Origin of the sequence: Roseburia amylophila (assembly GCF_025567465.1) — a bacterium.
Classification (GTDB): Bacteria; Bacillota; Clostridia; order Lachnospirales; family Lachnospiraceae; genus Roseburia_C; species Roseburia_C amylophila.
Window position 1 is genome coordinate 11,077 of sequence record NZ_JAOQKI010000005.1, and the last position, 18,407, is coordinate 29,483.

Below are 18,407 nucleotides of genomic sequence, written 5' to 3' on the forward strand. Positions count from 1 at the left end.
TATTGCCAATTCTAACAGTCCTTTTTATCTTTTACCCCACCCTGAAATCCTTCCTCGGATGCTTGTTCATCAGAATGTCCCGCTGCTTTGCTGTGGAAACATGGGTGTAGATTTCCGTGATGTGGATGGAACTGTGACCAAGCATTTCCTGGATGTAGCGGATATCCACATCGGCTTCTAAGAGGCTGGTGGCGAAGGTGTGGCGGAACATATGCGGAGTGATGTGCATATCAATGGAAGCAAGGCTGCAGTATTTCCGGATGGTTCGACGGACATACTGGTCGGAGAGTGGGCGTCCTGCCTGGTTGACGAAGAAGCGGTTGGTACGCTTAATGTCAGGAAGGTAACATTTCCGGTATTCCAGCAGGGTGTGGACAACATCGTCATTGCCAATCTGGAGGAGCCGCTCTTTGGAACCTTTGCCGAAGATAAGCAGAGTCCGGTTGGAAAGGTTGATGTCATCCGGTGTGATAGAACACAGCTCAGAGATTCGGATGCCGGTGGCGAAGAGCAGCTCGATAACAGCAGCATCCCGGAGCGCATTTTTACGCTGGAAATCGGTAGCGGCGTAGGAGTATTGGTGATAGATAGAAGATAAAAGCAGTTCAATCGTAGGAAGCGGAATGGTTTTAGGCAGAATCACCGGTTCCCGGAATTTGATATGCAATTTGTTAAAAGGGTTGGAGACAATGCGGTCGCGGTAGTCGAGGTAGTGGAAAAAGGCTTTGAGGGAGGCAAGCTTTCGTTTCACAGTTTTCGGTTTGAATTGTTCATGAAGGGTGGCAACATAGGATTCTAATATGGCGGGAGAAAGTTCGGATATGCTGGAGAGAGAAGGAAAAGCAGCCGCAAGGCTGACACCAAACTGTGTAAGGTCGATGCGGTATGCTTTTAAGGTTTTGCCATCAAGGCGTTTCTGGGTGCGGCAGTAGGTTAAATACTGGTTCATTTCAAAGTTAAAATCATGCATAATAAATACTCCTTTGTATGTGGCAGGAGGCTGTCCTGCCTGAATATAGATATAAGAGTATATCATAGAAAAATTTTTTATAAAAATTTCCAACTTCATATTGACAATTTGAAATCCCAAGCGTATTATGAACATATGAACAAATGCTCATATGTTAAAACGACCTGGAGGTGAGAAGATGGCAATGAACGATGTAGAATGCTGCGAAGAAAACTGCATTCATGCAGAGCTTCTGAAGAAGGCAAGAGAGAAGATGCCGGACGAAGATGAATTGTATGATCTGGCAGAGCTTTTTAAAGTATTTGGTGATTCTACCAGAATCCGGATCCTGTTTGTATTATTTGGCTCAGAAGTATGTGTGTGTGATCTGGCAGAGACGTTGAACATGACGCAGTCAGCAGTATCCCATCAGCTTAAGATTTTAAAACAGGCGAAGCTGGTCAGCAGCAGGCGGGAAGGTAAATCCGTATTTTATTCACTGGCAGATGAACATGTAAGAACCATTATCGACCAGGGCAGAGAACATATTGAAGAATGAGGAGGATATTATAATGAAGAAAAAATTTAAATTGGAAGACTTAGACTGTGCAAACTGTGCAGCAAAAATGGAAGAAGCAATCAAGAAAATCCCGGGAGTCAATGATGCAGTAGTAAGCTTCATGACACAGAAAATGACCATCGATGCAGAAGATGAGCGTTTTGAAGAAATTATGGATGAAGTAGCCAAAGTATGTGCAAAGGTAGAACCGGATTGCCGGATTCTGCGATAGGAGATAGCTTATGACAAAGAATCAGAAAAAAATGCTGGAACGTATTCTGGTTACTGCAGTGCTGTTTGTAGCACTTCTGGTATTGGAACACGTTGGTATCTTAGAACAGATTACACAGCCAGTCCTGATTTTTATTATTTATCTTGTGCCGTATCTTCTGATTGGCTATGATATTATATTTAAGGCATTTCGGAATATCAGTCATGGACAGGTATTTGATGAGAACTTTCTGATGATGATTGCAACGTTTGGAGCATTTGGAGTACGGGAGTATTCCGAGGGTGTTGCAGTTATGCTGTTCTATCAGATTGGAGAACTTTTCCAGGGCTATGCAGTTGGAAAATCCAGACAGTCCATTGCAGATATGATGGACATTTGTCCGGAATATGCCAATGTGGAAGAGGATGGCAAATTAGTCCAGGTAGATCCGGATGATGTGGAAATCGGCACTGTCATCGTGGTAAAACCAGGCGAGCGTATTCCGCTGGATGGAATTGTAGTAGAAGGTGAGTCCATGGTCGATACCGCGGCACTGACCGGAGAATCTGTTCCAAGAAGAGCAGCAGAAGGTGATGAAATCATCAGCGGCTGTGTCAATGGAAGCGGTACTTTAAAGGTAAAAGTAACAAAAGCATTCGAAGATTCTACAGTATCCAAGATTCTGGAACTGGTGGAGAATGCAAGCAGCAAGAAAGCAAGGGTGGAGAACTTTATCACCAGATTTGCAAAATATTACACTCCGGTTGTTACCATTGGAGCAGTAATTCTTGCAATCCTGCCACCGATTATTTTAGGCGGCGGCTGGGCTGAGTGGATTCAGAGAGCCTGCATTTTCCTTGTTATTTCCTGTCCGTGTGCCCTTGTAATCTCCGTCCCATTGGGATTCTTCGGCGGTATCGGAGCATCTTCTAACTTAGGTGTTCTGGTAAAAGGGAGTAACTATTTAGAGGCAGTGGCTGAGATGACCACTATCGTATTTGACAAAACCGGTACACTGACCAAAGGCGAGTTCAAGGTATCTGAGGTACTTCCGGTAAATGGAAGTAAAGAGGAACTCTTAGAGCTTGCAGCCCATGTAGAAGGATATTCCAATCATCCGATTGCTAATTCCGTGCGTGAAGCCTATGGCAAAGAACCGGATATGAACCGGGTAACCGGAACAGAAGAAATTGCCGGACATGGAATTCATACATTTGTAGATGGAAAAGAAGTATGGCTTGGAAATGCCAAAATGATGGCAGCCCGGAATATTTCCTATACCGAAAACAGCAGTGCCGGAACTGTAATTTATGTTGCGGTAGATGGAGCGTTTGCCGGAACCATTGTAATTTCCGATTCCATTAAGGAGGGCGTAAAAGAAGCTATCCATAGCATGAAGAAGGTAGGCGTGAAGAAATGCGTTATGCTGACCGGAGACCGTAAGGCAGCAGCACAGGCAGTAGCAGATGAACTGGGACTGGATGAAGTGCATGCAGAATTACTGCCGGGTGACAAGGTAAGTGAGGTTGAGGCACTTCTGAAAGAACAGCAGGAGAAAGAAAAACTTGCATTTGTGGGTGATGGCATCAACGATGCACCGGTACTGACCAGAGCAGACATTGGAATTGCAATGGGAAGTATGGGTTCTGATGCGGCAATTGAAGCTGCAGATGTAGTTCTTATGGATGATGATGTGCGAAAGATTGCATCTCTTGTGAAGATTGCAAGAAAGACACTTTCCATCGTGCGCCAGAATATCGTATTTGCACTTGGCGTAAAAGCAATTGTGCTGATACTCGGTGCATTTGGTATTGCTAATATGTGGGAAGCAGTATTTGCAGATGTAGGTGTATCTGTCATTGCAATTTTAAATTCCATGCGGACACTGCGCATTGCGAAGAAATAGTATAAAGGCGTTTATTGAGAAAAAGAATCAGTAAACGCCTTTCTTTTACCAAACGGATAGGCTATACTAACAAAAGTTGCAAAAAGCTAACATGAAATTGGAAATAGTACAGCATTGGGAAAGAGGGAAGCAGGAGTAACAAAATAAAAGAACTGAAAAAAGAGTCAGAAAAGAAAAAGGAGGATGAATATGTTTCTGGAGATTCAGGATTTGAAAAAAAGTTTTGGACAGGGAGAGGCAAAAACAGAAGTTTTGAAGGGAATTAATTTCTCTGTTGAAAAAGGTGAGATTTGCGTATTGTTAGGACCGTCCGGTTCCGGTAAATCAACACTTTTGAATATTATCGGAGGAATTGACAGTGCAGACAGCGGCTATATTTCCATCAATGGAGAGAAAACAGCAGATATGAACGAAAAGGCACTGACGAATTACCGCCGCCGCCATTTAGGATATGTATTTCAGATGTATAATCTGATCCCAAACCTCAATGTGAAGGAAAATATCGAGGTAGGAGCATATCTGAGTGATAAATCATTAGACATTGACGAATTGCTTAAGACACTGGGACTTTATGAGCATCGTCATAAGCTGCCAAACCAGTTATCTGGTGGACAGCAGCAGCGTACAGCCATTGGCCGTGCCATTGTAAAGAACCCGGATATTCTGCTCTGTGATGAGCCGACCGGAGCACTGGATTACAATACATCCAAAGAGATTTTGAAGCTGATTGAGGATGTAAATCAGAAATATGGAAATACTGTTATTATGGTTACCCATAATGATGCCATCAAAAACATGGCAGACCGTGTCATTAAGCTGCGTGATGGACAGATTCGAAAGGATTACACCAATGAAGTGAAGATTCCTGCACAGGAACTTGACTGGTAAAGGCGGTGATGAAAGTGAAGAGTCCATTAAGAAAACGAATTCCAAGGGAATTGAAAACAGATTTTGGAAAATATCTTGTGATTTTCCTGTTCCTGACAGCTACTATCGGATTTGTATCGGGATTTCTGGTGGCAGGAAGCAGTATGATAACTGCCTATAATGAGAGTTTTGAAAAGTACAATATTGAAGACGGTAATTTCGAACTGATGGAAGAAGCTGACGATACGCTGCTTACAGAACTGGAAAAAGAGGGCGTAACAATTTATGAGAATTACTATCTGGAAGAAGAGGTGGTAAATGGAAAGTCAGACAGTACCCTCCGCATTTTTAAACCAAGAAATGAAGTGGATAAAGTATGTCTGATGGATGGAGAAATGCCGCAGCAGGAAGATGAAATTGCAATTGACCGGATGTATGCGGACAATAATTCCTTAAAAGTAGGAGACACCATTAAAGTAGGCGGCGAGAAAAAGACCATCAGTGGTCTTGTGGCATTATCGGATTACAGTGCTCTGTTTTCCGATAGCAAGGATCTGATGTTTGATGCCATAAAATTTGGCGTTGCCATTGCCACAGAGGATGCCTTTGATGCTTATGGTACCGGAAATCTCCATTACAGCTATTCCTGGAAATATGAAAAAACTCCGGCTGATGATACGGAAGCAAAAGAGAAAGCAGAAGATTTTATGAAAGTGCTGAGCAGTAAGGCGGCAATAGCAGCATACATACCGGCATTTTCCAATCAGGCAATTCATTTTACGGGAGATGATATGGGTGGAGACAAAACAATGGTAATGACGTTGTTATATATCCTGATAGCGATTATGGCATTTGTCTTTGCAGTTACCACCAATAATACGATTACAAAAGAAGCGGCAGTCATCGGAACGCTGCGTGCATCCGGCTATACCAGAGGAGAACTGCTGCGGCATTATCTGCATCTTCCGGTACTGGTGACAATCGTAGCAGCAATTATTGGAAATATACTTGGCTATACCGTATTTAAAAATATGGTAGCAGATTTGTACTATGGAAGCTATAGTCTGCCGACCTACCATACCATCTGGAATGGGGATGCGTTTATCCTGACAACGGTGATTCCGGCAATCATAATGATTGTTATAAATCTGCTTTTGATTTCTTCCAAACTGCGTATTTCACCACTGAATTTCTTGCGCAGGGATTTGAGCAGAAGAAAGCGGAAAAAAGCAGTAAAACTGCCGCATTTCAAATTCTTTAACCGGTTCCGTATCCGTATTATTTTACAGAACCGTGCGGGCTACCTGACTTTATTTATCGGTATTGCTTTTGCAGAAATTCTGCTGGTTTTCGGCATGATGATGTCACCACTTTTAGAGCATTATCAGGATGAAGTGCTGTCCCACATGCTTGCAGATTATCAGTATGTATTAAAAGCACCGGTTCCAACGGAAACAGATGGCGCAGAGACTTATCTTGCCGGTAGTTTAAAGACAATGCCGACAGAATTCAGCAGCGAAGAGGTCAGCGTCTATGGAGTTGAAAAAGACAGTGCTTATGTTGATATTGATTTCCCAAAAGAAGGTGTCTACATTTCGGATAGTTATGCAGAAAAATACCGGCTCGCAGAAGGCGATACCATTGAGTTAAAGGAAACTTATGGAGATAAGAAATACAAGTTTAAGGTGGCTGGAATCTATGAGTATCCGGCAGCGGTGGCAATTTTTATGCCGGAAGAGGAATATCGGGATGTATTTGACAAAGAGGAGGATTATTTCAATGGATATTTCTCCGATAAGAAGATTACCGATATTGAGGATGCCTATATCATGACGACCATTACAGAAGATGACCTCACCAAGGTATCAAGACAGCTTGATGTATCTATGGGCGGCATGTTCTATCTGATGAATGTATTTTCTGTTGCACTGGCAGCAATCCTTATTTACCTGATGACAAAGCTGATTATCGAGCGGAATGCTTCATCCATATCCATGGTTAAAATATTGGGTTACAACACCCGAGAAATCGGGAAATTATATCTGACAGCCACCACCTGGATTGTGGTGATATCCGTTATCCTGGGTGAAGCAATTGCTACCGAGACCATTAATGTCATCTACCGGGCAATGATGAGTGATTACTCCGGCTGGCTGAGCATCTACTATGACCCGAACATCTACTGGAAAATACTGCTTATGGTACTGGCAGCATACTTCGTAGTGGCATTGTTCTGCCTTCGGAAGATTCGGAAGATACCGATGGACGAAGCTTTGAAGAATGTAGAGTAGAATCGGAAAAGTTTTTCATTACTCGCATAAAGCGAAACTTAAATATTGTAACAATAAGAAATTAGAGAATATTAACAAAACCAGCAGTTTCACTGAAGAGAGGGCATCAACCATATCAATTAGAGCTGCTTAGAATTTCATCACAGACTGGCAACGCCGGTGCAGGGATGTACCGGCGAGGTGCAATGGAGCATGGATGCGACTTTGCACCGCTTGCCGGAAAGACCAATATATAAAATGGAAATTCTTAGCAGCTCTTATAGATATGGTGTCGCCCTTTTTCAGCGAAACTGCTGTTTTTTTATATTATTGACATTATGAAAATATTGCTATCTTTATACAAGTATAATTTCTCCCCACCCTGCCAAACTAAAACCATATCAGACCACCCGAAATTCTCAATATGATAAAGAATTCTCACCACGCACATTTTGTGTTGACAACAGAAACATAATTAGTTATGATAAACACAAGTTAGAAATAACTAACTAGAACGAAAGGAAAAGAAGCTATGAGTACAGAGATTCTGGAAATTGTACAACAGATGGATTTACACAATGCAGAGACGCAGTTAGCGCTACAATGTGCCCCATTGATCGCAGGCGTAAAGATATCCAATCTCTTAGTCGTTTCAACAGGCATGGAAGATGCGGTAAAACAGTGCCTGAGAAAATCCGGAATTTCGTTCCTGCTACTGCTCAGGACCAGGGAAAAAGCTCGTTACCTTCTTTTTCGGAAGAAACCGTTGGAGGCGTATCTGATGCGTAAAGAGATACGAGAGCTGCTGCAGGAGTCCGGTTATCAGGACTTTACGCTCGGAAATATTCTCAGTACGTTTCAGAAACGTTACCAGGGTTATATGTGCGGAGAACCTGGTTTTCCTCATGAAATGGGAGTGCTGCTTGGCTATCCGGTAGAAGATGTAAGAGGATTTATGGAACAGAATGGACAGAATGCACTCTATCAGGGTTATTGGAAAGTGTATGCACACGTTCCGGAAAAGAAACGTCTTTTCGCACGCTATGATATGGAAAAAGAGACCATCATCCAGCTTCTCTCCAATGGAGTGGGAATGCGGGACATCATAGGTATTTATAATGACAGCATGCCGCAGAAAGCGGCTGTTTAGGAGGTAGAAAAAATGAGTAAGATTCAGGTAGTTTATTGGACACAGTCAGGAAACACACAGGCAATGGCTGAGGCTGTTGGAAGAGGAATTGAAGCAGCTGGCAAAGAAGCAGAGGTTGTTGATGTAAGTACAGCTGATATGGATGCGTTAAAAGCTTCTTCCGTATTTGCAATGGGATGTCCTGCAATGGGTGCAGAAGTCTTAGAAGAAGGCGAGATGGAGCCATTCGTTGAAGAAGTAGAAGGCTTTGCAGCAGGAAAGAAAATCGCATTATTCGGTTCTTACGGATGGGGCGATGGACAGTGGATGCGTGACTGGGTAGACCGTATGACAAGCGCAGGAGCAACCGTTGTAAATGGCGAAGGTGTGATTTGTCAGGAAGCACCGGATGACGATGCAGTCGCTGCATGCGAAAGCTTAGGCAAACAGTTAGCAGGAATGTAAATTCCAAAAACAAAATCATTTCCGTAGGGTACAAACAAATTGTATTATATATCATAACCAGAAGAAGTCTTGCAGAAAACTGCAAGGCTTTTTCACATTTTATAAACAGCTGCATATACTGATAAGAAGGACTGGAAACAGGTGAAAGAATGAAAGTATTGAATCTGGGAGAACGCTCCGTGCTGGTACAGTATGTGCAGCTGGCATTGAACCGTGCGGGATATGACATAAGGAAAGATGGAATTTTGGGAGAGAATACCTGCAGGGCATTGCGGCAGTTTTTAAGGAAAAAGAGCGGGGAAGAATTTAACTGTAAAATAGATGATGTAGTGTGGGGGAAGCTTTTCCCCTATTTAAAAGGATATACGATGCATGAAATAAAATCCGGTGAGACATTATGGGGTATTGCGGCAAATTATGACACCAGTGTATCAGCGATTATGACAGCTAATCCAACAGTAAATCCGCTGGCACTGCGGACCGGAAGTATTCTTGCAATTCCATTCTCTTTTTCGCTTGTAGCAGAAGATGTGGCTTACACTTCTTATCTCAATGACTGGATATTGGAAGGGCTTACGGTACGCTATCCTTTCTTGGTTCAGGGAAATATTGGAAAAAGTGCGATGGGAAAGGAAATTCCCTATCTTCGGATTGGAACAGGAGAGCGGGAAGTCTTTTACAGTGGAGCATATCATGCAAACGAATGGATTACCACACCGGTCCTGCTTAAATTTGCGGAAGAATATGCCCATGCATTTGCAGCGGGACGCATGCTTTATACTGTGCAGGCAGCGTGGCTTTTTTATGGATTTTCCCTGTATCTTGTTCCCCTGGTAAACCCGGATGGCGTGGATTTAGTGAATGGAGTATTAGAAGAGGGTGCATCCTTAGAAGAGGCAGAGCGCATTGCAGCTGATTATCCGAAGATTCCATTTCCGAATGGATGGAAAGCCAATATAGAAGGAATTGATTTGAATCTGCAATTTCCGGCGGGCTGGGAAAATGCCAGAAACATTAAATTTGCCATGGGATTTACAACACCGGCACCAAGAGATTATGTGGGAGAGGCTCCCCTTGTGGCACCGGAAAGCCGCAGTGTCTATGAATTTACAAGAGCCCATAATTTTTCGTTAATTCTGGCATATCATGCCCAGGGAGAAGTGATTTACTGGCGGTATCTTGACTATGAACCGGCAGATTCCAGAAGAATTGCAGAATATTTTGGCGAGGTCAGCGGATACCGGGTGGAAGAGACCCCATCTGTATCTGGTTATGCCGGTTTCAAAGACTGGTTTATTCAGGCATACAATCGTCCCGGTTATACCATTGAGGTGGGAATGGGGGTAAGCCCGCTTCCGATGAGCCAGTTTGCCGGAATCTGTGAAGATAACCGTCTGATTTTAGAAGGCGGAATGACGGAACTTGTGCGATAACCGGGGATGTGTTATATTGTAGCAGAGAAAAGATGAGGAAACTGGAGCGTAAGATGAACACAGCATACAGCTATGAGATACAGCCGCTGGATGAACATTCCATAAGCATAGAGCGTGTATATGGGACGACACCGGTTGTTGTAATTCCAGAGCAGATAGATGGATTCACAGTAAAGAGAATAGGCGCATATTGTTTTTCGGAAAGCAAACATGTTCCGGCAGATGCCGTTACCATTGGCGGAGTGGACAGTTTTATGAAAGCATTATGCGGAAATGATATCGAAGAAATTTCTTTGCCGGATTCCGTGGAACAAATCGGGAATCTGGCATTTTATAATTGCCGCAAATTACGAACACTTACCTTGGGGCGTTTCTTAAAAGAATTAGGAAGCGATGCCTTTATGAACTGCCGGAGCTTAAAGCGGCTGGTGCTTCGTTCTTCCATGGAAGAAGCCAGTGGCGCACAGCTTATCTTAAATCAGGTTCGGGCTGATTTGGAAGTGGAATTTAAGGAAGCCTTATTTTTCTATCCGGAATATTACGATTCCTATGAAGAAATCGGACCGGCACATATATTTGCACTGAATATTGCGGGGGAAGGTTTCCGGGCAAGACAGTGTTTTCATGAGCGGATGGTAGATGCCGCCGCATACGATATGATATTTGAGCGGATCTGCATTGAGGAGAAGATGTGGACTGCAGCCAGAATGGCACTTTGCAGACTGGCATATCCGGTGGAATTAAAGGAAGAAGCCCGTGAACGTTATCTTTCTTATTTAAAAGAACATGCCAGTGAGGTATGCGATGTTTTGATTCAGAAAAAAGATTTAGCATTATTAGAGTTGATATGCCGGCTTCAGGTGATGGAGCGGAGTGGAATCACTGCATTAATCGAGCAGGCGGCAGAAGCCGGCTGGGCAGAAGGCAGTGTCAGCTTAAGCAGCTGGCAGCAGAAATATTATAAGGAAGAAGCAGCTTCTTCCTGTTATGATATTGAGTGGTAAAAACAGCAGAAAATTAAGAAAATATGCAGTGGCAGAAAGGAGCAGAAGATGGCGCATATTAAGACCCAGACCGAATGGGAAAATGATATGTCTGTAAAAATCTTGCAGCATGCAAGAAGTGAAATCTATCTGGATTTGCGATATCTTGATGTGGCACTTTCTGCATTGAAGCCTCAGGCAATGGAAGGCTTAGAGACAATGGCTACGGACGGAGAGAGCCTCTTTTTCTCAGCAGGACAGGTAATACGCGTATTCCGGAATAATCCGGCATTTATGAACCGGGCGTACCTGCACACGATATTGCACTGTATTTTTTCACACTTATTTTTAAAAGGAAACAGAGATACGAAGCTTTGGAATCTTGCCTGCGATATTGTAGTGGAGCAGACCATTGACGGCATGGACAAGCCCTGTACCAGGCGCGCATTAAGCTTTCTGCGGCAGCAGACCTATGAAGCATTGAAGGGTGAGGGGCGGATTTCTGCAGCAGTGGTATACCGCTGGCTGCGGGGAAAATCCATGGAAGAGCTTCTTACCTTAAATCATGAATTTTATACGGATGACCACCGTTTCTGGAAAGAGGAAACCGGCAATGGCGCGGCATCTGCAGCCAGAAATAAATGGAATAAGATAGCAAGGCAGACCAGTATGGCAAAGAAGCGGCATGGAGATGAGCCGGAAAAGGGAGAAGAACTTCTGATGACACAGATCAGTGCTGCGAAAAGCCGCCGGAGTTATAAGGAATTTTTACAGAAATTTTCCATACTACAGGAAGAATTAAAATGCAATCCCGATGAGTATGATTTGAATTATTATACCTATGGGCTGCGGCTTTATAAGAATATGCCCCTGATAGAACCGGTGGAGAGCCGGGAAGTAAAGAAAATCCGGGAATTTGTAGTGGTGGTAGACACCAGTTATTCCACCAGCGGCAGTTTAATCAAAGGCTTTTTAAATGAGACATTTGGCATTTTATCCCAGCAGAACAGCTTCTTTCGAAGATGCAGAATCCGGATTATCCAGTGCGATGATAAAGTGGAAATGGATGAGGTAATCAGTAGTCAGGAAGAAATGGAGCGGCTGCTAAAAAGCTTTCAGGTAGTGGGCGGCGGAAATACAGATTTTCGACCGGCGTTTACTTATGTAAACCAACTAATCAAAGAAGGAAGCATCCGGCATCTGGATGGACTCTTGTATTTTACCGATGGCAAGGGCATTTATCCGCTAAAGAAGCCGGAATATAAGACCGCATTTTTATTCTTGGGAGCCTATGATGAGACGGCAGTACCGCCATGGGCAATGCGGCTGCAGCTGGAGCCGGAAGAGCTGGAACAGAATGCATGAGAGAAATAATATAGATTGGAAGAAAACAGATGAATATCAAACAGGCAAAGGAAGAAATCAAACATACCGTAACAGCATATTTGAAAAAGGATGATGAGGACAGATATAAGATTCCTCTGATTCGTCAGAGACCGGTCTTATTAATGGGACCGCCGGGAATCGGCAAGACCCAGATTATGGAGCAGATTGCAGAGGAGTGCAAAATCGGACTGGTAGCATATACGATTACCCATCATACCAGACAGAGTGCAGTGGGACTTCCTTTTATCAAAGAAATGGAATTTGCAGGCAAAGAGTATTCCATAACGGAATATACCATGAGTGAGATTATTGCCAGAGTATACCGGAAAATCGAGGAAGGCTGTCCGGAAGGAATCCTTTTCATAGATGAGATTAACTGTGTGTCAGAGACACTGGCACCGACCATGCTGCAGTTTTTGCAGTGCAAGACCTTTGGTAATCAGGCAGTGCCGGAGGGCTGGATTATTGTTGCAGCAGGCAATCCGCCGGAATACAATAAATCGGTGCGGGAATTTGATATGGTAACCTTGGACCGTGTCCGCTGTATGCAGGTAGAGGCAGACCTTGGTGTTTGGAAAGCTTATGCCAGATCAAGACATATCCATGGTGCAATTTTAAGCTATCTTGAGCTTCGTCCAAAGAATTTCTACCGGGTGGAAGCAGATGTAGACGGCTTGCAGTTTGTCACAGCAAGAGGCTGGGAGGACTTAAGCATTCTGATGCAGACCTATGAAGAAATGGGGCTTCCGGTAGATGAAACCGTTGTAGGAGAATTTTTACATCATAAGGATGTGGCAGAGGATGCGGCAGCATATTTTGATTTATACCAGAAATATAAGGATGACTATGGAATTCCGTTAATATTGGAAGGAAAGATTCGGTCGGAAGTATTTGCCCGGATTTATGATGCAGCTTTTGATGAAAGACTCAGCGTGGTCAATCTTTTGTTGGACGGATTACAGAATCTGTTCCGAAGCTATGGAAAAGAAAAGGCTAAGACAGACCGCGACTTTGCAGCCTTGAAAGAATACCGTAATTCCGAAGGGGCAAAGAAAGAAGTCTTTGAGGAAAAAAAGGCAGCCTTTGATATCCAGAGAAAGACATTAGAAACAATCGAAGAAAAGACCGCAGCAGCCTTAGAGCATGCGTTTGATTTTATGGAGCAGGCATTTGAGGGCGGTCAGGAAATGGTGGTATTTGTAACAGATCTTGCTACCGTGGCAGAATCCGCAAGATTCTTAGCCGAGCACAACTGCGACCGCTATTTACAGTATAATCAGGAGCTGCTGATTGGAAGCAAGCGGGCAGAGCTTTTAGCCGAGCTGAACCGGGACTAGTTGTACAGCGTAAAAAAATGTCAGAAAGGATACCTTTAAACATGAAGAAGCTGGTAATCGGAATTCTTGCACATGTAGATGCAGGAAAGACAACATTATCGGAAAGTATGTTGTATACAAGCGGAAGCATACGCCATCTGGGAAGAGTGGATAATAAGGATGCATATCTTGACAATAATGCCATGGAGCGGGAGCGTGGAATTACGATTTTCTCAAAGCAGGCAGAATTTTCCTGGAAAGATATGGCAATCACTTTATTGGATACACCGGGGCATGTGGACTTTTCTGCGGAGATGGAGCGGACCCTTAAAGTGCTTGATTATGCAGTGCTGGTCATCAGCGGAGCCGATGGTGTGCAGGGACATACCAGAACGCTGTGGCGTCTGTTAAAACTTTATCAGGTTCCGGTATTCTTATTTATCAATAAAATGGATCAGCCGGGAGCGGATAAAGAGGCTCTTTTATGGGAAATCAAGGAGCATTTAGGCGGCAACTGCATTGACTTTACACAGGAGCAGAACGAAGGCTTCTATGAAGAGGCGGCTATGTGCGAAGAAGCAGCCATGGAGAAATTCTTATCGGAAGGAAGTCTTGCATCCAATGACCTTGCACAAATGATTGCAAAGCTGGAGCTTTTCCCCTGCTATTTTGGTTCTGCATTAAAGGTGCAGGGTGTGGAAGAACTGTTAGACGGACTTTACGAATATGGCAGGACACCGCAGTATCCGGATAAATTTGGTGCCAAAATCTTTAAAATCGCAAGAGAAGAACAGGGAAACCGGCTGACTTATCTTAAAGTGACCGGAGGAACTCTTCGTGTAAAGGACATGCTTAATGGCAAAGCCGGAGAAGAAGAGTGGGCGGAAAAGGTCAATCAGATCCGTATTTATTCCGGAGAAAAATATGAGACAGTATCCGAGGCGGCAGCAGGTACAGTCTGTGCTGTTACCGGACTGACAAAGACTTATCCGGGAGAAGGACTTGGCATTGAAGAAGAGTCCATACTTCCGGTCTTAGAGCCGGTACGCAGTGTAAAACTGGTTTTGCCGAAGGAAGTTCCGGTGGCGGTCATGCTGCCAAAATTAAAGCAGTTAGAGGAAGAAAATCCGGAATTGCATATTGTATACCGGGAAGAAACCGGAGAGATTCTCATTAAGCTGATGGGCGAAGTACAGCTTGAAATTTTACAGAAACTGGTAAAAGAACGCTACGGCGTAGTAGTGGAATTTGGCGAAGAGAAGATTATTTATAAAGAAACCATCCGCAATACTGTAGAAGGAGTCGGACATTTTGAACCACTGCGCCATTATGCGGAAGTACATCTTCTGTTAGAGCCGGGTGAGCGCGGAAGCGGACTGTGTTTTCAGACAGACTGCAGTGAAGATATTTTAGATAAGAACTGGCAGCGGCTGATACTGACCCATCTTGCAGAGCGGGAACATAAGGGCGTATTAACCGGTTCTGCCATTACTGATATGAAGATTACCGTAGTGTCCGGCCGGGCACATCCAAAGCATACCGAAGGCGGCGATTTCAGGCAGGCAACTTACCGTGCTATAAGGCAGGGACTGATGGAAGCAGATTCTGTACTGCTTGAGCCTTATTATGCATTTCGTCTGGAAATACCGGAAGAATGTCTGGGTCGTGCAATGCATGATATGGAGCAGCGTAACAGCAGAATGGACGCTCCGCAGATAGAAAATGGAATGGCACTGCTCACCGGAAGCGGCCCGGTATCGAAGCTTTCGGATTATCAGAAGGAATTAAATACCTATGCCAAAGGGCGTGGCAAATTCTTCTGCACATTGCAGGGCTACGAGGTGTGCCAGAATCAGGATGAGGTGGTAGAAGCTATCGGTTATCAGCCGGAGGCAGATTTATATAATACATCAGATTCCGTATTCTGTGCCCACGGAGCAGGCTATCTGGTGCCGTGGTATGAAGTAAAAGAGCACATGCATATGCCATCTGTTTTAGAAGAAGATGGCGGTGCGAAAGAAGAACGGATAAAAGTCCACCGTCCCGGCGTAGTAGAGGACTGGGTAGATACCGATGAAATCGATGCTATTTTAGAAAAAACCTTCTATGCCAACCGGCAGGAAGGAAAACGCAAAAACGGTGTCGTGCGAAAACGCAAAGCAGAAAACAATGCACCAACCGTCCGTACTTACCACAAGCCGGAAAAACTGGAACGCTATCTACTGGTGGATGGCTACAATGTAATTTATGCATGGAAGGATTTACATGAACTGGCAGAAGTGAATCTGGATGGAGCCAGAGGCAAATTGCAGGACATTCTCTGCAACTATCAGGGCATCTTCGGTGGCGAAGTCATTGTGGTGTTTGATGCATACCGCCTGACCGGACATAAGACAGAACAGTTGGATTATCACAATATCCATATTGTCTTTACGAAGGAAGCAGAAACGGCAGACCAGTACATTGAACGCTTTGCCCACGAACATCACAATCATTATGATGTAACGGTTGCAACCTCCGATGGCTTAGAGCAGATGATTATCCGCGGTCAGGACTGCAAGCTGATATCTGCCCGGGAGTTTGAACAGGAAGTAAAACGGGCGAACAGCGCCATGTGGGATAATTACCGGAATGGACAGAATATTTTCTGATAAATATTGCCATGGCATGGAAAAAAAGCTATGATAGAAAAAGAGTTTCACTCGGGTGATTAGAAAAGATAAAATCAGATAAATGGTATTGTTGCTGCCATTGGGGGATGTTTTCTTTTGATGAACAGGAAATGTCCTATCGTTCTTAGATACGCATTTTGCTTGTAGTAGACTGTCTTTCCGCCTGCTTTGACGGGATATCTGCACTGTCCGCCGGAGGCGGATGCCACAGCAAGCCTGCAAGGGGCACTAAGAATTTCGATAAAGTTACGAATTCGTCCGGCAACCGGCGCATATTCGCATCCATGCTTAAGATGCGCCTCACTGGCACATCCCTGTGCCAGTGTTGCCGGTTTGCCGACGAAATTCTAAGTGCCCCTAACAGCCTGCTTCATGCATCCGCATTCCGGCGCACAGCACAGATATCTTGTCAAACATTGGAAAGACCGGCTAAATCACAAAAGCAAAATGCAGTGTCTTAGAACGATGGCATTTCCTGTTACAAAAGGAACACCGCCAATGACGGCAACGATAGATTTATTTTGGTTCGGTCTTTTCTAATCACCCGAACAGAATCATTTCGAACAGAAGGAGAGAAGACATGGAAGGAAAAGGAAGAATAACAGGACATACAGGATTATTGGCATTGATCGGTTCCCCGGTAGGACACTCAGGCTCCCCGGCAATGTATAACTATAGCTTTGAAAAATTAGGATTAGATTATGCATACGTAGCATTCGATATAAAAGTAGAAGAAGTAAAGGCAGCCTTGGATGCCATGCGCCTTTTCCACATGCGTGGCTGCAATGTAACGATGCCATGTAAGACAGAAGCTGCAAAATATATGGATGAGCTTTCACCGGCAGCCCGGATTATCGGAGCAGTCAATACCATAGTAAATGAAGATGGAAAATTAATCGGACATATGACAGACGGTGAAGGATTTGTAGGCAATTTAAGAGACCATGGAATTGAGATAAAAGGAAAGAAAATCACAGTAGCAGGAGGCGGCGGAGCAGCCACTGCCATTCAGGTACAGTGTGCGCTGGACGGGGCAAGAGAAATCAGCATTTTCAATATCAAAGATGACTTCTTCGAAAGAACACTGGAAACAGCAGAGAAGATTAGAAAAGAAGTGCCGGGCATTGTGGTAAATGTGTATGACATTGCAGATACTGCAAAGATGACAGAAGAGATTCAAAGCTCTGACATTTTTGCCAATGCAACAATCGTTGGAATGAAACCGATGGAAAAAGAAAGCGTTGTGAAAGATACATCCGCATTTCGTCCGGGACTGGTGGTTGCAGATGCCGTTTATAATCCGGAAGAGACAAGATTACTCCGGGAAGCAAAAGAAGCAGGCTGCACCTGCCTCAATGGAAAAGGAATGTTACTGTGGCAGGGTGTTGCTGCATTCCGCCTGTACACCGGAGAAGAGATGCCGGTACGGGAAGTAAAAGAGAAGTTTTTCCAGTAGGATAAGGAGTAAGAAATGGAGCAGACGGTAGTCAGAATCAGGACATTGGAAATCGGAAGCGGAATGCCAAAGATTTGTGTTCCGGTCGTAGGAAAGACGGAAAAAGAAATATTAGAGGGCGCAGAGCGGGCGAAGGCTGCAAAACCGGATCTGGTGGAATTTCGTGTGGACTGGTATGAAGAAGCTGCAGACAGTAAAAAAGTAGTCGCACTGTTAGAAAAGCTTCGCAAATGTTTGGGAGAACTTCCGGTTTTATTTACCTTCCGAAGCAGCAGGGAAGGCGGAGAAGCTGCCTTAAGCGACGGAGCATATCAAAGCTTAAATGAAGCTGCAATTGCATCCGGCTTTGTGGACTGCGTGGATGTGGAATTATTTTCCGGGGATGCTGTTGTAAAGGCAGTAGTAGCGGCAGCACATAGTAATCATGTAAAAGTCATTGCATCCAATCATGATTTTGAAAAAACACCGGCAGCAGAAGAACTCCTTGCCAGACTTCAGAAAATGGAAGCACTTGGCGCAGATATTCCAAAGATTGCCGTTATGCCACAAAGCAGCAAGGATGTTTTAACACTGCTTACGGTAACGGAAAGCTGGAAGGAAACAGGGAAGACACCTGTTATTACCATGTCTATGGCAGGAGAGGGCTTAATCAGCCGTCTTTGTGGAGAAATCTTTGGTTCGGCAGTTACCTTTGGCGCAGCCGGAAAGAGCAGCGCACCGGGACAGATAGATGCAGAAGAACTGCGGCGGATATTGGAAATCATACATCAGAATAGCAATAGACAGTAAAAATAATAGGGAAGAA

The 18,407-nt window shown here is 44.2% G+C and carries 16 protein-coding genes; 14 read left to right on the top strand and 2 right to left on the bottom strand.

From position 1 onward, the window contains the following. Nucleotides 1-31: 31 nt before the first annotated feature. Nucleotides 32-970 carry a tyrosine-type recombinase/integrase gene (locus OCV43_RS04125; RefSeq protein WP_262623484.1) on the bottom strand — a complete coding sequence of 313 codons (939 nt, stop codon included), beginning with the start codon at nt 968-970 and terminating at the stop codon, nt 32-34. Nucleotides 971-1,148: 178 nt separating this feature from the next. On the opposite strand from OCV43_RS04125, the gene OCV43_RS04130 reads away from it, so the two are divergent. From OCV43_RS04130 to OCV43_RS04185, 12 genes are all read left to right on the top strand, one after another. Next, nucleotides 1,149-1,508 (top strand): ArsR/SmtB family transcription factor, encoded by a 360-nt coding sequence (locus OCV43_RS04130; RefSeq protein WP_117698030.1) that lies wholly within the window; start codon nt 1,149-1,151, stop codon nt 1,506-1,508. Between the two features lie 13 nt (nt 1,509-1,521). Next, nucleotides 1,522-1,740 (top strand): cation transporter, encoded by a 219-nt coding sequence (locus OCV43_RS04135; protein WP_117842033.1) that lies wholly within the window; start codon nt 1,522-1,524, stop codon nt 1,738-1,740. 10 nt (nt 1,741-1,750) lie between these two features. Further along, on the top strand, nt 1,751-3,625 hold the full coding sequence (locus OCV43_RS04140) for a heavy metal translocating P-type ATPase (protein ID WP_262623485.1): 1,875 nt from the start codon (nt 1,751-1,753) through the stop codon (nt 3,623-3,625). A gap of 189 nt (nt 3,626-3,814) precedes the next feature. Next, on the top strand, nt 3,815-4,513 hold the full coding sequence (locus tag OCV43_RS04145) for an ABC transporter ATP-binding protein (RefSeq protein ID WP_117698032.1): 699 nt from the start codon (nt 3,815-3,817) through the stop codon (nt 4,511-4,513). 8 nt (nt 4,514-4,521) lie between these two features. Beyond that, a complete protein-coding gene (locus OCV43_RS04150; protein WP_334307682.1) occupies nt 4,522-6,783 on the top strand; it encodes an ABC transporter permease in 2,262 nt (753 codons plus the stop codon). Nucleotides 6,784-7,294: 511 nt separating this feature from the next. After that, entirely contained in the window at nt 7,295-7,912 is a 618-nt protein-coding gene (locus tag OCV43_RS04155) for a DUF3793 family protein (RefSeq protein ID WP_117842031.1), read from the top strand. A gap of 12 nt (nt 7,913-7,924) precedes the next feature. Further along, nucleotides 7,925-8,356: a flavodoxin gene (locus OCV43_RS04160; RefSeq protein WP_022243985.1), complete on the top strand. Its 432-nt coding sequence runs from the start codon at nt 7,925-7,927 to the stop codon at nt 8,354-8,356. A 149-nt stretch (nt 8,357-8,505) separates the two neighbouring features. Next, entirely contained in the window at nt 8,506-9,789 is a 1,284-nt protein-coding gene (locus OCV43_RS04165) for a M14 family metallopeptidase (protein WP_262623487.1), read from the top strand. A gap of 32 nt (nt 9,790-9,821) precedes the next feature. Beyond that, entirely contained in the window at nt 9,822-10,793 is a 972-nt protein-coding gene (locus tag OCV43_RS04170) for a leucine-rich repeat domain-containing protein (RefSeq protein ID WP_262623488.1), read from the top strand. 48 nt (nt 10,794-10,841) lie between these two features. Further along, on the top strand, nt 10,842-12,137 hold the full coding sequence (locus tag OCV43_RS04175; RefSeq protein WP_262623489.1) for a vWA domain-containing protein: 1,296 nt from the start codon (nt 10,842-10,844) through the stop codon (nt 12,135-12,137). 29 nt (nt 12,138-12,166) lie between these two features. Then, entirely contained in the window at nt 12,167-13,495 is a 1,329-nt protein-coding gene (locus OCV43_RS04180; RefSeq protein ID WP_262623490.1) for an AAA family ATPase, read from the top strand. A gap of 41 nt (nt 13,496-13,536) precedes the next feature. Further along, the gene (locus tag OCV43_RS04185; RefSeq protein WP_262623491.1) at nt 13,537-16,125 is read left to right on the top strand and encodes a translation factor GTPase family protein; all 2,589 of its coding nucleotides are present in this window, start codon (nt 13,537-13,539) and stop codon (nt 16,123-16,125) included. 145 nt (nt 16,126-16,270) lie between these two features. Here OCV43_RS04185 and OCV43_RS04190 read toward each other — a convergent pair whose 3' ends face one another. Next, nucleotides 16,271-16,432, bottom strand: a complete 162-nt coding sequence (locus OCV43_RS04190; RefSeq protein ID WP_227701458.1) for a hypothetical protein — start codon at nt 16,430-16,432, stop codon at nt 16,271-16,273. 294 nt (nt 16,433-16,726) lie between these two features. On the opposite strand from OCV43_RS04190, the gene aroE reads away from it, so the two are divergent. Next, nucleotides 16,727-17,602: a shikimate dehydrogenase gene (gene aroE / locus OCV43_RS04195; RefSeq protein WP_022243991.1), complete on the top strand. Its 876-nt coding sequence runs from the start codon at nt 16,727-16,729 to the stop codon at nt 17,600-17,602. Nucleotides 17,603-17,617: 15 nt separating this feature from the next. Beyond that, nucleotides 17,618-18,391: a type I 3-dehydroquinate dehydratase gene (gene aroD / locus OCV43_RS04200; protein WP_022243992.1), complete on the top strand. Its 774-nt coding sequence runs from the start codon at nt 17,618-17,620 to the stop codon at nt 18,389-18,391. Nucleotides 18,392-18,407: the final 16 nt, after the last annotated feature.

Bases quoted from the DNA above. Each gene is read 5' to 3' on its own strand.
- OCV43_RS04125 (WP_262623484.1), bottom strand. From the start codon at position 970: ATGCATGATTTTAACTTTGAAATGAACCAGTATTTAACCTACTGCCGC.
- OCV43_RS04130 (WP_117698030.1), top strand. From the start codon at position 1,149: ATGGCAATGAACGATGTAGAATGCTGCGAAGAAAACTGCATTCATGCA.
- OCV43_RS04135 (WP_117842033.1), top strand. From the start codon at position 1,522: ATGAAGAAAAAATTTAAATTGGAAGACTTAGACTGTGCAAACTGTGCA.
- OCV43_RS04140 (WP_262623485.1), top strand. From the start codon at position 1,751: ATGACAAAGAATCAGAAAAAAATGCTGGAACGTATTCTGGTTACTGCA.
- OCV43_RS04145 (WP_117698032.1), top strand. From the start codon at position 3,815: ATGTTTCTGGAGATTCAGGATTTGAAAAAAAGTTTTGGACAGGGAGAG.
- OCV43_RS04150 (WP_334307682.1), top strand. From the start codon at position 4,522: ATGAAAGTGAAGAGTCCATTAAGAAAACGAATTCCAAGGGAATTGAAA.
- OCV43_RS04155 (WP_117842031.1), top strand. From the start codon at position 7,295: ATGAGTACAGAGATTCTGGAAATTGTACAACAGATGGATTTACACAAT.
- OCV43_RS04160 (WP_022243985.1), top strand. From the start codon at position 7,925: ATGAGTAAGATTCAGGTAGTTTATTGGACACAGTCAGGAAACACACAG.
- OCV43_RS04165 (WP_262623487.1), top strand. From the start codon at position 8,506: ATGAAAGTATTGAATCTGGGAGAACGCTCCGTGCTGGTACAGTATGTG.
- OCV43_RS04170 (WP_262623488.1), top strand. From the start codon at position 9,822: ATGAGGAAACTGGAGCGTAAGATGAACACAGCATACAGCTATGAGATA.
- OCV43_RS04175 (WP_262623489.1), top strand. From the start codon at position 10,842: ATGGCGCATATTAAGACCCAGACCGAATGGGAAAATGATATGTCTGTA.
- OCV43_RS04180 (WP_262623490.1), top strand. From the start codon at position 12,167: ATGAATATCAAACAGGCAAAGGAAGAAATCAAACATACCGTAACAGCA.
- OCV43_RS04185 (WP_262623491.1), top strand. From the start codon at position 13,537: ATGAAGAAGCTGGTAATCGGAATTCTTGCACATGTAGATGCAGGAAAG.
- OCV43_RS04190 (WP_227701458.1), bottom strand. From the start codon at position 16,432: ATGGATGCGAATATGCGCCGGTTGCCGGACGAATTCGTAACTTTATCG.
- aroE (WP_022243991.1), top strand. From the start codon at position 16,727: ATGGAAGGAAAAGGAAGAATAACAGGACATACAGGATTATTGGCATTG.
- aroD (WP_022243992.1), top strand. From the start codon at position 17,618: ATGGAGCAGACGGTAGTCAGAATCAGGACATTGGAAATCGGAAGCGGA.